General features: G+C 31.7%; 12 protein-coding genes. 6 read left to right on the plus strand and 6 right to left on the minus strand.

From position 1 onward, the window contains the following. The first annotated feature begins 57 nt into the window (after positions 1–57). Positions 58–1,455: an amino acid permease gene (locus tag AAGU07_RS05475; protein WP_342458137.1), complete on the plus strand. Its 1,398-nt coding sequence runs from the start codon at positions 58–60 to the stop codon at positions 1,453–1,455. Between the two features lie 113 nt (positions 1,456–1,568). Here the strand turns inward: AAGU07_RS05475 and AAGU07_RS05480 are convergent, their stop codons facing one another. Together AAGU07_RS05480 and AAGU07_RS05485 are read right to left on the minus strand one after the other, a co-directional pair. Then, a complete protein-coding gene (locus tag AAGU07_RS05480) occupies positions 1,569–2,453 on the minus strand; it encodes a succinylglutamate desuccinylase/aspartoacylase family protein (RefSeq protein WP_342458138.1) in 885 nt (294 codons plus the stop codon). Positions 2,454–2,621: 168 nt separating this feature from the next. Beyond that, positions 2,622–4,157 carry a radical SAM protein gene (locus AAGU07_RS05485; RefSeq protein WP_342458139.1) on the minus strand — a complete coding sequence of 512 codons (1,536 nt, stop codon included), beginning with the start codon at positions 4,155–4,157 and terminating at the stop codon, positions 2,622–2,624. 195 nt (positions 4,158–4,352) lie between these two features. Between AAGU07_RS05485 and AAGU07_RS05490 the strand changes: the two genes are divergently transcribed. The 5 genes from AAGU07_RS05490 to AAGU07_RS05510 all read left to right on the plus strand — a co-directional run bounded on the left by AAGU07_RS05490 (position 4,353) and on the right by AAGU07_RS05510 (position 10,083). After that, positions 4,353–4,805 (plus strand): phosphopantetheine adenylyltransferase, encoded by a 453-nt coding sequence (locus AAGU07_RS05490; RefSeq protein WP_342458140.1) that lies wholly within the window; start codon positions 4,353–4,355, stop codon positions 4,803–4,805. A gap of 41 nt (positions 4,806–4,846) precedes the next feature. Continuing rightward, entirely contained in the window at positions 4,847–5,374 is a 528-nt protein-coding gene (gene yjjX, locus AAGU07_RS05495) for an inosine/xanthosine triphosphatase (protein WP_342458141.1), read from the plus strand. A gap of 122 nt (positions 5,375–5,496) precedes the next feature. After that, positions 5,497–6,990, plus strand: a complete 1,494-nt coding sequence (locus AAGU07_RS05500; RefSeq protein WP_342458142.1) for a hypothetical protein — start codon at positions 5,497–5,499, stop codon at positions 6,988–6,990. Between the two features lie 147 nt (positions 6,991–7,137). Beyond that, positions 7,138–8,808 carry a glycosyltransferase family 39 protein gene (locus AAGU07_RS05505; protein ID WP_342458143.1) on the plus strand — a complete coding sequence of 557 codons (1,671 nt, stop codon included), beginning with the start codon at positions 7,138–7,140 and terminating at the stop codon, positions 8,806–8,808. A 42-nt stretch (positions 8,809–8,850) separates the two neighbouring features. Further along, complete coding sequence (locus tag AAGU07_RS05510; RefSeq protein WP_342458144.1) at positions 8,851–10,083, plus strand: glycosyltransferase family 4 protein; 1,233 nt, start codon at positions 8,851–8,853, stop codon at positions 10,081–10,083. On the opposite strand, the gene AAGU07_RS05515 is transcribed toward AAGU07_RS05510, so the two are convergent. From AAGU07_RS05515 to AAGU07_RS05530, 4 genes are all read right to left on the minus strand, one after another. Then, positions 10,064–11,086, minus strand: a complete 1,023-nt coding sequence (locus AAGU07_RS05515) for a glycosyltransferase family 2 protein (protein WP_342458145.1) — start codon at positions 11,084–11,086, stop codon at positions 10,064–10,066. The genes AAGU07_RS05510 and AAGU07_RS05515 overlap by 20 nt on opposite strands. Continuing rightward, on the minus strand, positions 11,076–11,864 hold the full coding sequence (locus AAGU07_RS05520) for a glycosyltransferase (RefSeq protein WP_342458146.1): 789 nt from the start codon (positions 11,862–11,864) through the stop codon (positions 11,076–11,078). Before AAGU07_RS05520 ends, AAGU07_RS05515 begins: the two co-directional genes overlap by 11 nt. A 31-nt stretch (positions 11,865–11,895) precedes the next feature. After that, positions 11,896–12,807 carry a glycosyltransferase family 2 protein gene (locus tag AAGU07_RS05525; protein WP_342458147.1) on the minus strand — a complete coding sequence of 304 codons (912 nt, stop codon included), beginning with the start codon at positions 12,805–12,807 and terminating at the stop codon, positions 11,896–11,898. A gap of 109 nt (positions 12,808–12,916) precedes the next feature. Beyond that, positions 12,917–15,070: a bi-domain-containing oxidoreductase gene (locus tag AAGU07_RS05530; protein ID WP_342458148.1), complete on the minus strand. Its 2,154-nt coding sequence runs from the start codon at positions 15,068–15,070 to the stop codon at positions 12,917–12,919. Positions 15,071–15,118: the final 48 nt, after the last annotated feature.

A 15,118-nucleotide genomic window follows, 5' to 3' on the forward strand; every position in this document is an offset into this window, starting at 1 on the left:
TTTCATATCTTAAAAATTAATCATCTATTTTTACTTTTATTAATATATAAAAAAAGCATGCCCACAAAAATGTTGAGCCTTTTTGATGTTGTAAACCTCGTGGTTGGAACCATTGTCGGTGCAGACATATATATCGCAGCAGCTTTTGGAGCTGGACTTTTAGGACCCGCATCACTCGCTGCATGGTTTTTAGCAGGGATAATGGCCATTGTAATAGCATTGTCTTTTGCAGAATGTTCCTCACTTGTTCCGCGCGCAGGCGGACCTTATGTGTATGCTAAAGATGCTTTTGGAGATTTTACAGGGTTTTTATCAGGATGGTCCCTTATACTCGCAGAATGGAGCGCCATAGCAGTTTTTCCCCTCGCATTTATAGCTTATCTTCAATACTTTTTTCCAGGAATGCCTTTTACAGTACAAACTATTATCAAAATTCTATTTATCATAATATTAACAGGTATAAACTATTTAGGTGTTAAAGAAGCCGGTAGAATTAACGATATTTTAACAATCTTAAAGCTGGCCCCCATTTTTATATTAACACTCATTGGAATTGTTTATTTCATAATAAATCCTTCAGTCTTTGTTTCTAATTTCACCCCATTTCTACCAGTAGGTCTTGGAAACCTGGGAAGTGCTATTGTTTTGATATTTTGGGCATATATCGGATTTGAACTTGTAACTGTACCTTCAGATGAAATATATGATTCAAAAAGGACTATTCCAAAAGCTATTGTACTTGGAATGGGTGTTGTTGCCCTTTTCTATATTATAACAAATTTTGTAATTGTTGGCGTAGTACCATGGCAAGAGCTTTCCCAATCATCTGCACCACTTACATTTGCAGGATATGCACTTATGGGAGGGTTTGGAGCCGTTTTTATCACTGTAGGAGCTCTTCTTTCAATTTCAGGATCTGATGAAGCAGGTATCCTTTCTTCATCAAGGATACCCTATGCAATGGCAGGTGACGGACTTCTACCCAAAGCATTTGCCAGAAAACATCCGAAATATGAAACACCTTACATTGCATTAATAGTTCAAGGTGTAGTTACGGGTGCCGCTGCCATCTTCGGAACCATAAGCAGTTTAATCATATTATCGGTTTTTACCCTTCTTTTCTGTTATATTTTAACATGTATCTCCGTATTTCCCCTAAGGAAAAAATATGATGGAGGTATCAAAATTCCATCTATAATACCCATTTTAGGTGTTATAATATCCATTTATATAATGTCTCAGAGCAATTTCACCCAAATAATAACTGGAGTGGCTTTAATAGCTCTTGGAATTCCAATATACTGGAAGTATTCACCAAAAGAAGAGATTAGATCAGTTATAAAGGAAATAACATCCAGGGAAGCCTTCTTAAAAAGATGGATTCAAGCCCGAGAGGTTTTCTTAGGATACTTATTAAGAAGGCTGGCTTATCTTTTAAGAAGGATACTGGGCTGATAATTCAAGTTTCTAAAACCTGCAAAATCTTTGATTTTGCGGTTCAAAAACATATAGTGTTTTTTCAACCTGCAAAATCTTTGATTTTGCGGTTCAGAAAAAATAAAAATAAATTAAATTATTTTTTTATATTTTAAAAGAGCTATCATTTGATTATACGACTTTGTAACGCTTCCTGATTTTACAGTGCCATGGGGAGACAGTACTTCACATGTAACAGCTGGAATTCCTGCCAAATTAGTAGTATCTTCCAGTGCTCCACGATATTCTACACCTGCCAGATTATCTGCAATCAATGAGGACCCTGTTTTCTTGCAAATGTATTTAGCAATGATATAACTTTGGTATGTAGGATGTTTTGAAGAAAAAACAGCCATTTTACCCGGATCGCCGCCAGGTTTAGTAGAATGAAAATCTCCGAGTACACTAATATTAAGCCGTTTAGCCAGTTTCAATATCTTGCTAGTAGGCGTACCTGCAATATTAGCTACTCTATTCAGGTTTTTGCCTTTCCAGTAGCGGACATCTTTAGCCGTGTTGGATGGGACAACAAATGGCACTATATAAACTGTTCCATTAATTGACCTGCTTTTTAGGTAATTTGCAAGTTTTAAAGCAGCTATTTGGCTTGGCAACTCATTTCCATGAACCCCTGCAACGATCATAACTTTTGGACCGCTCCCATTGCCAACTCTAATTATAGGTGTGCCTTTTTTTGATAAAGTTACTATTTGATGGGTCAATTGAGTTTGAGGAATGTTCTTTTTTATATAATAATTATTTGTAACAGTTCCACCAGTTCCGCTGATAATGACGCTCATCTTAACCATTGATGTCGATTGGGCTGCTTGAACAGACGCGTAACTGGTTAAATTCCCATTTAAATGGTTATTTATTTCAGTTAAGTGTATTCCGCCTGCACCAAGCAGTACTGTAGTACAAATAACTAATAAAACTGTAATTATTTGTTTTTGTTTAATTATAACACATCTCCACATTAATTATCCAGAGGTAGGCTGTTAATAATTATCAGTATCTGTTGATGTATAAATTTTTTTATAAAATGGAACATAATCAACCATTCTTTATTTTAAATCAATTAAAAGTATAAAAAAAAGGATTATGTCTTTAATTTTTGTATAAAATCACTATTAGTAATTCAAAAATTATTTAGAACATGCCCCACAACCATAACATCCAAATGCTTCACACCAAGGAGTTATATTCCCAGCTAATGATTTCATGTATTCTTTCTTTAAAAATTCTGAGCTAACACCCGCATTTATATTTTTCCATGGTAATTCATCTTCAAGACCAAGTTTAAAATCAATATTTGCCCATTCTTTAAACTTCAATTTTCGTTTATAGGTCTTTTCAATCATGTCCCCCATTCCCTCGTCACCTATAGACAGGATATGCTGTATAAAAGCACCTTCCAAATTTTCAACCTTTAAATTGACATTTTGGAGATTTTTGTTTAAATATTCAAATTTAACACTCAGATCATTGAAATCAAAGCTCTCCCATTGAAATGGAGTATGCGGCTTGGGAATAAATGGATTTACACTTATTCTAACTGCATTTTTCTTTTTGCTCATTTTACGTATGCTTTTTATAAATTCAACCATTTCTGCTACATCTTCCATAGTTTCAGTGGGCAGACCAGTTAAAAAATAGAGTTTAACATTCATATTCCTTTTAAATGCTCTTTTTACAACATTGTAAATCGCCTGATCAAGTATGGGTTTATTTAAAACTTTTCGAAGACCCCACGTAGACTCTGGAGCTATTGTTATGGTTTTAAGCCCGCTTCTCTGTAAAATATCCATTAAATTATCAGTGAGTGATTCTATCCTCATAGATGGACTTGTAATTTTAAATCCCATTTCAAGCAGGCCTTCGCAAAGCTCTTCTAGTTTAGAATATCCTGAAACATCTGCCCCTATAAGTGCTATTTTATTAAATCCTGTAGCTTTCTTACCTTTCTCGGCTATTTTAAAAAGCTTTTTAAGAGATGTTTCTCGCCTAGGCCGATAAAGGCATCCTGCCATACAGAATCTGCAGCCCCTTGTACATCCCCGTGACACTCCCAGAAGAAAAGCATCCCCAAATGCAGGTACAAATTTTTTATCATCAGTTTGAGGAACAATTTGTCTTACTGGATGACATGCATTGTCCATATTCTCTACAATGGCCATTTTTACAGGGTTATCCGGTACATAAACACCTTTTATATCTAAGAAAGCATCGATTTCTCTTCTTGGATCATCAAGTTCCATGTAAAGGTCCAATACTTCATCTAAAATGACTTCTGCTTCCCCTATAACGAAAAGATCAATGAATTTACTCATTGGAAGAGGATTTGAACTTGCACACGGACCTCCCGCAATTATAAAAGGATCATCTTTATTTCTATTTTCTTTACGAGCTTCAATTCCCGCATTATCCAGCATTTTAAGTACATTAAAGTAATCCTGCTCGTATTGAAGTGAAAAGCTAATAATATCAAAATCAGCGAGTTTTGTATTTGATTCTAAACTTTCAACATAGGGATAAACTACCCGTTCACAGTAAACATCTTCTCTAGAATTTAGGAAGTCATATATAATATGAAAACCAAGTGAGGACATCGCAGCCTTATATAAATTGGGGTAGCAGGATGCAAATCTTAAGTCCACTTTTCTTGGATTCTTTATTACCACGTTATGTTCCATCAGCATAATTTATAATTTAACTTAAAGCATAATAACAATATCTAACAATCTCAAAAAAATAAAATTTTTTTGATTTAGAAAATTCAAAGCATAAACTTTGGAATTTTTCAACTGAATTTTAGATATTTATCTGGATAAAATAGTTATTTAAGCCAAATATTTAAAAACAAAAGGGTAGAATGAATGAAATATAAAAGAGTAGCCGTAGGAGGCACATTTGATCATTTTCATAAGGGCCACGAGAAATTGCTCAATAAAGCATTTGAGATTGGCCAGTATATATTAGTTGGAGTTACATCTAACGAATTTGGAGGTAGGAAAGGTAATATTGAACCATGTTCCCAAAGAATGTCTGAATTAGAACATTTTTTGCAGAAATTCGGTTCACGATACACGGTAAAAAGGTTGGAAAACCACTACGGCCCAACTGTTCATGACGATCAGATGGATGCAATAGTCGTTAGTAACGAAACAGAACCAGTAGCACATAAAATCAACGAAATACGAGAACAAAAAGGAATTAAACCCCTCAAAATTTTCGTTATTGGTTGGGTACTTGCAGAGGACGGGAAACCAATTTCTTCAACCAGAATAAGAAATGGAGAAATAGACCGGAACGGCAAAGTTCTTAAATAGCATATCTTAAATTTTATACTCTAATTTTAAAGGTGTATAATATGAAAGTTGCAGTCGGATCCAGAAACCCTGTAAAAGTCAACGCTACAAAAAATGTCCTTGATAAAATCTACGGCGAAGTTGATGTTGTATCAATTGATGCGGATTCAGGAGTGCCAGATCAACCCTTTGGTATAGATCAAACCATTCAAGGGGCCATTAATAGGGCGAAAAATGCATATTCTGATGAATTTGACATAAGTGTTGGAATAGAATCAGGATTGATGGAAACACCCAATTCTTTAACGGGTTACATCGATTTACAGTGGTGCGCTGTTTTTGATGGGGAAAAAATAACGCTCGGCGTAAGTTCTGGCTTTGAATATCCTCCAGCGGTCATTGAAGAAGTTTTAAACGGTAAAGAAGTTGGAGACGTTATGGATGAAGTAACCGGCGTAACTAACCTTGGACAAAAAACTGGTGCAGTTAGCTACCTTTCAAAAGGGATGCTTGACAGGACGGAAAATACGGAGCAGTGCGTCTTAACTGCTATGATTCCAAGAATGAATGAAGGTATTTATTTTAAGTAATTTAGTATCAGATCAATTTAAATAACTTTATAATATAAAGTAATTTAATGAACTTAAATCGTATAAAGCATAATTTAGACCTGATTTCAGTTCTAATAATTTATTTTATAATTGGTTTCTTTTTGATCAACTATTATCAGTATAGTCTCAACGCGGACAGCATATCTTATATCACCATTGCTCAAGAGTATTTAAATGGAAATTTTGCAGATGCAGTTAATGGATATTGGAGTCCTCTTTTTTCATGGCTACTAATTCCCTTTTTACCATTTAGTTCAAGCCCTCAATTTAATATTTATTTAGCAAGAGTTCTTTCTTTAATTACAGGAGTTTTAACTATAGTTGGAATAGATTTACTTATTTCACGCTTTGAAATAGATAAAACATCCAAAACTCTGGTGCTTTTCTCATTAATTCCCATCATATTATCTTTTCTATTCGGCCTTATTTCTCCAGATCTGCTGGTAACTACCCTACTCCTCTATTATTTATACGTTATATTTGACCCAGATTATCCAAATAAAAAATATGCAGGCATATCATGCGGAATTCTAGGAGCACTGGCATATTTGAGCAAAAGTTATGCTTTACCTTTGTTTTTAGCCCATTTTTTGTTGTTTAATTTAGTTTACTATTTTAAAAGTACCGATAACAAAAAACAGCACAAAATATTTAAAAACCTCATATTAGGCTTATTGATTTTCTTAATTATAAGTGGAGTCTGGATCGCTTTAATAAGTGATAAATACGAAAAACCAACATTTGGAACTGCAGGAAACTACAATCAGGAATTAGTAGGTCCACAATCCCAGGGACATTTTGTTTATTATGATGGGATTATTGAGCCCCCAAATGAATTCGCAATTAGTGCATGGGAAGATCCTTCTTACTTTAAAATGAAATCATGGAATGCTTTGGAATCCTGGGACAATTTTAAACATCAAATTACATTAATTCTAAATAATATAATTAAAATAATCAGCATATTTGAAGTTGCTTCTCTCTTCTCCATAATAATTTTTATTACAAGCATCATCATGATCTTTAGATTAAGACTCAATAATACATCAAAAAATAAACTAATTTATTTAATAACAACCATACTACTTTATTTAGGAGGATACAGTTTAGTTTTAATTGAACCCCGATATTTATGGCCAGTTAATATTTTATTGTTAATAATGGGCGTGTATTTACTCAATTTACTGTTTGAAATAGGTTATTTAAAAAGTACTATCAAAAATATCCTACTGGCATTTTTAATCCTCTCATTTGTAGTAAATCCAATTAATGCTTTGATTCTAAATTTAGATATAGGCAAAGACAGTTATACTTTAAGTGAAGTATTAAAACACTGCAACGTACAGGGTAATTTAGCATCGAATGATGAATGGAGGGTGTCTGATTATATAGCTTACTATACAAGCAGTAAATATTACGGCCAAACTAAAAATGAAAGTTATAATGATCTTAAGAAAGAATTAAAAGATAATGACATTGATTATTACCTCGTTTGGGGAAATCCAAATGAAAATATTAATTTATCACGTGATTTTAAAGAAGTGACCAATGGAACATTTAACCTTTTGAGGGTTTACTCCATAAACAAGGAATAATTGTAAACAGCAATTTACAGTAAAAATAACAATTAAAACATAACTAAACTTAAGAATGTAAAATAATAGTTTAATCTATGGTTCCAAAAGTCATATTAAATTTAACACAAAACAATAACTTATAAAACTACTAACAGGGTTTATACTATGGGCAGTTTATCTAATTCACATGATATCTTTAAGAAATACTGCAGCTACATTTTACTGGCTACTTTAGTAATAATTGTAAGCTTAATAACTTATTACAGGATAAAAATTCAGATTGATATTGGACCAATATGGGACACCTATGATTTCCTGTCAAATGCACTCTTATTTGCAGGTCAAGGTACAGGTTATTCAGATCTAACCAGACCACCTGTTCTTTCATTTTTGACTTCCATTTTATTTAGATTAGGATACACCTATTCTACATCCATCTTCATTATAGATGGCTTGCTGTTTATTTTTGGAGTTATTGGGCTTTTTTTACTTCTAAAAATACAGTTTAATGATACCCTAAGCTTTTTAGGTAGTTTACTTTATGCAACTTTCCCCATTGTTATTTCATTTGTAGGGGTTGGCCTTTCCGATATCTCCAGCGTTTCATTTACAATATGGGCAATTTATTTCACAATTTTGGCTGTTAAAAGAAATTCAAAGTTTTTTTATCTGTCATTTCCCTTAATGATGTTAGCTTTTTTAACCAGATATCCTTCGGCACTCATAATATTTCCAGCAGCACTCTACATTCTAATAAATATGAAATCCGTTAAAATTAAAGATGCAATAATTGGAATTAGTGCATCTCTTTTATTATTGATTCCTGTTCTCATTTTCTTTTATGAAGTATTCGGAAATCCATTTTATTCATTTCTCAATTTCTTTGGCTCAAGTTCAGGAACTGTTTCAACAGGAACATTCACATATAATTCCAACATTTTTTATTTCATAGAACAACTACCGTCATTTATTGGAGCTCAAGGCGTTACAGTCTTCATTATCACCATACTCTGTTTCATAATGTATGAATTCATGAATTTTAAAAGAAGTAAATCCAAAAAACTATTTAATATACCCCAAATTGATAAAAACACGAAAATAAAGCTAATACTATTTACCATTTTAACACTTGTTTTTCTAGGAACTTTTGGCAGGTTATTCTGGATGGAAAGTGAAGTATTGTTCTTTTTAATGGGTTACATATCATATAATCTGTCAAAAAATTTGAATATAAAAAATATTGATATACATTTGCTTATATTTACATGGTTCATGGCATTTTTCATATTCCACAGCGTTTATGTTATTAAGGATGATAGATATTTTGTTACAATGGCTCCTGCAGTTGTATACTTCTTAATATTTGGCCTAAATACTATTTCAAATAGAATAGAGCTTAAAATTAAAAATATAAATGTAACTTCATATTTATTTTCCATCATTCTGATTTCTATGATTTTTGTATCCCTTACATTTTATTTACCCGGCATTCAAGAAGAAAATAATAATCATAAAATTGTGGATGAAAATATTGGTTTAGCAAGCCAGTGGCTTACAAATTATGACCAGGATTATAAGAACAAGGTAATTTATTCCGATTTATGGCCTTATTCTGGTTGGTATTTAAAAACTAATGTGAAAATAACACCAACGTCTAAGGATGGTCAAAGGTATTACGGTGATATTAAAAACTATACCTTCAGCCAACAGGATTTTAACAACTTTTTAGTGAACAATAACGCATATTACTATTTCTCTATTTTGCACAGGTTAAATTTAACTTCTTATCAACCGATTAAACAATTTGGAAATGTAACTATCTATAAAAAGTTATAATTTTATATGTTTAATAGAATTTAATGAATTTAGGTAGATATTATGAAAATTTGTTTCGTTTCAACGATGTTTCCAAAATATAAAGGAGATTATTATGGCTCTTTTGTTTTCAATGATGCCAGAATGCTTGTAAAAAAGGGATTTGAAGTTCATGTAGTCACTCAACATAACCCCCATATACCTTATGAAGAAATAATGGATGGGATTTATGTCCACAGGTTTAAATGGGTAGAACCGAAAGAATTTAAGGCACTTATCCATTTTAAAGGCTTAAAGGATAAGTTCAGGCTTATAACTTATCTTATTTCACTTTTTTTTAATCTATTTATAATTTGTAGAAGATATAACCTAAATCTTATTCATGCTCATCATGCCATACCAACAGGCCTAATCGGGGTAATAATTGCAAAAATTACCAGAATACCTATATTTATAACAACTCACGGAATGGATATAACAACTCATGGAGTAGAAGAAGGATCACTTAAAAATGTGGCAAATTTTGAAGAACATTTCTTTTTTAAACATTTGCTTTCTTTCTCATTAATTAACTGTGATAAAATCCTCCCTGTTAGTAATGACTTAGAAAAAAGGATAGTATCCCTTGGAGCAAAAGAAAAGAAAATAACTGTTTTAAGAAATGCAGCAGATATTGACAGATTTAAACCAGCACAAAATATAAAAATTCGTAATAAATACCAGATCAAAAAGGAAGACGTGCTCATCCTATATGTAGGACATCTTGAAGATTTTAAGGGCCTTTTCGAATTGATTCATGCATTTAATAATATAAAAAGAGAAAACAAAAGCGCAAAACTTATGTTAATAGGTGAAGGGTCTCAAAAACATAAAGCTATAAAAGAAATCTCACTATTATCAGAAAAATCTGTGATATTTACAGGAAAGATACCTCCCACAGATATTCATGAATATTATCAAGCGGCAGACATATTTGTACTCCCATCCCATACTGATGCGGGAGGTCCTCCAGTAGTGTTTATAGAAGCAATGGCTTGTGGCCTTCCAGTTATTGGTACTAACGTGGGAGGAATTCCTGAAGGGATTGAAAATGGAGTAAATGGATTTATTGTACCTCCAAAAAATGTTGATGAATTAGCTAAAAAGTTAGAGATTCTTGTAAAAAATGAAAACTTAAGAAAAGAATTCGGAAGCAATTCTTTAAAAAAAATAAATGGAAATTCAATGACATTAGAAAAAAAAGCAGAAAAGCTAATCAAATTATACAAAAATCAAATTAAAAATCATTCAGAATAGTTCTTATACCATTAAATAGTCCTTTGTAATAAGCCATGAACAATTCTGTTTTTCTATAATAAATACTCAAAAATAGAGGAAGTACCAATGCACCTACTGCTTGATACATTATGAAAAATACAAAATTGGTCTTATTTGCCCATCTTTTCATAAGTAACCATCTATTTCTAGTTATGTAATATAAACCAACTTTCCCTTTTATTCCTCCACCAGATTTAGATATTTTATGCCAGATTTTCCCTTTTGGAGCAAAAACACTTTTATAACCTATCTTAGATGCATCAAGTGTCCAGTCTATCTCCTCAAAATATAAAAAGAATTTTTTATCAATTAATCCTATTTTATCAATTACTTCTCTTTTTATAAGAAATGCACACCCACTGGCATATTCCATTTCAGCAATTTTATTGTATTGTCCATTGTCTATTTCATTATAACCTATATTAAGACCTCTACAGAATTTCCATGAGATTTTACCCCTTGCAAACCAGATTCTGTTTGGTTCATCATAATAATAGATTTTTGGTCCAGTAATGCCTATTTTATCATCACTTTCAGAAACTTTTAACATTTCAATTAAAAAATTTTTGTCAACCACAGTATCATTATTTAAAAGCAAAATATAATCGGGATCCAGATTTTCCAATGCATATCTAATTCCAATATTATTTCCTTCAGCAAATCCTAAGTTTTCATCATTTTTAATAAGATTAAGTTTCCTTGATGAAGATAAATCAATTTTATTTCTAGTATTAATATCAACATTAGGCTCTAAAACAAGTATAGGCTTGTTAGAGTTATCATATTCAAAAAAGGGTGATTCTATCTTTAGTTCACCATTGCAATATTCCTTAATTTTATTTAAGGAATCATTAGTAGAAGCATTATCTACAACAATAACATCATAATTATGATAATTATTTTGATATATAGATTCTAAGCATTCAATAGTATCTTGCCATCCATTCCAGTTGAGTATCACTATTGATACTTTAGGATTCATGTTTAAACTTCCTTTTAAAAACCATACGCGTTTTTCTTGCATTTAGTTTATTTAAAAACATTTGCAGGATTAATATAAATGTATACTTCTGTAAAAACAAAGGATATTTAGTATTCCAATTACCACATGTAGTATAAATCTGTTTCAAGTATGAATGTTTTTTAAGTACCTTATTAAGCGTGCAAAAATAATTTTTTGATATTGCTCCTGTGCTTTTATGATACACAGCCAAAGGCATTACATAACTCTTCAAACCTTTCGATTTAATATTTAAACAATATTCAACCACATATAAGTCCCATTTTGGGCAGGTAATCTCATCAAATTTAAATTTCTCAAAAATATACATGGGAATAATAATTAAACATTCATCTAACGTTTGCACAATTTCTGATCTCTTAATTGGATTTCCCCATCCCCATTTTTCAGGCGGATTTCCATGAATTAATGTATTTTTACCCCTTTCACCATTATTAACCCCTTTATCAGACATCCCCACTATTCCTGCAACTGCTTTATCTTTCAGTGATTTTAAAATTTTTTCAGCGTCATTTAACCACGTGCTGGAGCATAAAGATACATCTTGATGGACAAACATGATGTATTCACCTTTTGCTTTTTCTCCACCATAATTTAGGGCTTCAGCTGCAGATTTAAACTTTATTTTTGAATTATCTATTAAAATTAGCTCATATAATTCATTTTGATTTTCTAAGCTGTTTAGCAAGCATTCGTCCAAAATTTCTTTATTATTGTAAACACAAATAATTGAAATCATTTTAATCATATCTTTTATACTTTTCAAGGAATTAAGATTCTAAAGATTTTAAAAATATATTATAAGATTTTTTACCAAAAAAAGACAGAATAAATGCTGTTAAATATCTTAACTTAAAGGGGTTAGCAATAATTGCTTTCCTTAAATATTTGCGGGATTTCTTCTCTTCTCTGCCTAAAAAAGCATACAATCCAATAGTAGCATAGTTAACTGCCAATGTTTCATTATTTTTATCAAAATCTTCAAAGTGTTCTTCTAAAATTAATTCTGAAGATTTTGTTAAGTTATAATAATTGATTGATGCACTATCTGACGAACAATAAGCAAGTGATAATGGTTCATCTATAAACTTAAAGCAAAAATGTTTTGAAATTCTAATGTAAAGTTCCCAATCTTCTAAACTCTGCAAACTCTCATTGAATAAACCCACTTTTTCAAAACAAGTTTTTCTAATTACAGTCAAACCACTTACAAAATTACCTGCAAGTAGTTCATTATGAACATTGCCTTCTTTTTTCGTGATTTGAAGATGAGGCACATATCTCTTTTCATTATTCTTAATATACCATAGCCCTGAATAAACAACGCCCACATTCACAGTCGAATTCCCAAATGCCCCTATTTCTTTTTCAAGTTTTTCAGGGAGCCATTCATCATCACTATCCTGAAAAGCAATGAAATCTGCTTTAGAACATTTAATTCCAGTGTTTCTTGCAGCTGCAGCACCTTTGTTTTGTTTATGTTTGATATATTTTATTCTATTTTCATTAAAACTTTCAATGATTTCTTTTGTATTATCAATTGACCCGTCGTCTACAATAATAATCTCAAAATTTTGATATGTTTGGTTTAGAACACTTTTAATGGATCTTTTTATTAAATAGGCTCTGTTATACGTAGGAATAATTACACTTACAAGTGGGTTAGTTTTATTGTCTATCATTTAATCTCCGTTGAATTGTCTTATTGCTAACTTATCTTCAATTTAAAGTTTAAGCAGTTATAAATATTATCCATACAATTAGAATTAAATAAAGTTTTAATGATATGAATTATTTATCTAACCAATACTGTTCCTTTCCTGTTTTAAGAGATTCAATAACCTTGAGTGAACAAATAGTTGCATTAATTCCATCTTCAACTGTAGGAATATCCTCACTTTCTTTTTCACCTATTAAAAACTTCCCATAACAGCCCAATAATTCGTAATGTCCCTTGTTAATAGTATCTACTCTTTCCTTTTCTTCATTATGTCCAATTATATTTAATTCTTTAAAATCATCAATCAAAATTACTGTTCCATCACAGAAAATTTCAATTCTTTCTTTAGAAAATGATTCATTTCCAATAGTAGTATATACAACAGAAGCAACAGAACCATCCAAATATTTTATAGTACTTATTATGTTATTATTGTCTGCAATTTTCTGATTATTTGCAGATATCATCTCTGCATAAATCCTTTGAGGATCTCTATTTATTATCCAGCTACAAAAATCAAAAAAATGGCCACATTCTCCAATAATAGCCCCGCCACCCTCTACTGGATCATTTATCCAGTGATCACTACCCATACCTGCAGAATTTATACGATATGTGATCATTAACGGATTTATGCGGTTTTCAACTATTTTTTTAGCTTTTTGGGCAAATTTTGAGAATCTTCGATTGAAGCCCACTGTTAAATTAACATTATTTTCAGTTATAGCATTATAAACAGCCTTACATTCTTCATAACTCATTGCAATTGGTTTTTCTACGAATATATCTTTCTTATAATTAGCTGCATCTATAATTAAAGGAACATGAAGGTTATGTCGAGTAGTGATTATAATTAAATCAATGCTTTTATCCTGAATTACTTCAGTATAGTCTGTAGTGAAGTATTCTGCACCATATTGTTCGGCAATTTTTTTAGCCTTAGATCCAGTACGTGCAACAATTGCTTTCAGATTATAATCGTCCATTTTATTCATATTAGGCAAATGTAATGCTTGCGCAAAATTACCTGCTCCAATCACTGCAACATTAATCTTATTTTCAAAGTTTTTTGATTGGAGCTTAACTTTTCTCTCTGAAGGAATCTGATGCTCACAGTTGTACTTAAATAAAACCCCAATAGGCCTATCCCCTGTTTCAAATATACTATAAGCTTCAGAAGCTTTTTCAAGTGAGAATATATGATCAATTAACTTTTTTACATCAATTTTCCCTTCTGAAAGCATCTTTAAGAACTCTTGCATATTCCTATTTTCTGTCCATCTTACATATCCTACGGGATAATCAATTCCTTTCTCTTCATAAATTGGATCATATCTACCAGGACCATAAGAACTAGAAATAAAAAAATCTAACTCTTTTTCATAAAAAGGAGATCTATCAATTTCCATTCCAACATCGCCTACAACAACTACTTTTCCTTTCTTTCGGGTCATCTCCATAGCTTGTTTTACAGGTATACTACTCTTAGTTGCTGCATAAATTATTACAGAATCTGCACCTATACCTTCCGTACTTTCAATCACTTTATTAACGGCATTTGAATCCGCCAGAAAACATTTATCAGTCCCAAATTCCAGAGCCAAATTCGTTCTATTTTCAAGAGTATCGATTCCTATTACATGAGCCCCTGCAGCCTTCAGGATTTGGCAAGCTATTTGACCCAATAATCCTAAACCAATTACTACTACATTATCCCCGATCTGAATCTTAGCTCTCCTTATTCCCTGCATAGCAATGGCACCTATAGTTGTAAACGCTGCTTCATCAAAATCAACATTTAAGGGAATCTTAGTAACGAGATTTCTTGGAACGCTGATAATTTCAGCATGATTTGCATAACCTGCACCTGCGCAAGCTACCCTATCTCCAACAGACATATCATTAACACTTTTACCAACTTGTAATACTATACCACTGCTACTATAACCCAAAGGGATCACTGATGGCTGATTTTGCCCCATTACTAATTCTAACGTGTTTTTTATGCCTTCATTTCTAACTGAATCAATTCCTTTACTTATTAATTCGGGGTTTTTAAGAATTTTAGAAATAATATTTTTAGGTCCTTCATTTAAGGTACTTTTTTCTGTACCTGCACTTATCAAAGAATAATAATTACCAACTAAAACTTGATTATCACCACAAATTGGTGCAGGAATATCTGCCATTACTATATTTCCGCCATAGTTGAAAATCTGATTCATTAAATCACCTTAATAATTGCTGTAGTTTTTATATTTAAAATTATTAAC

Source organism: Methanobacterium sp., from assembly GCF_038562635.1.
Classification (GTDB): Archaea; Methanobacteriota; Methanobacteria; order Methanobacteriales; family Methanobacteriaceae; genus Methanobacterium_D.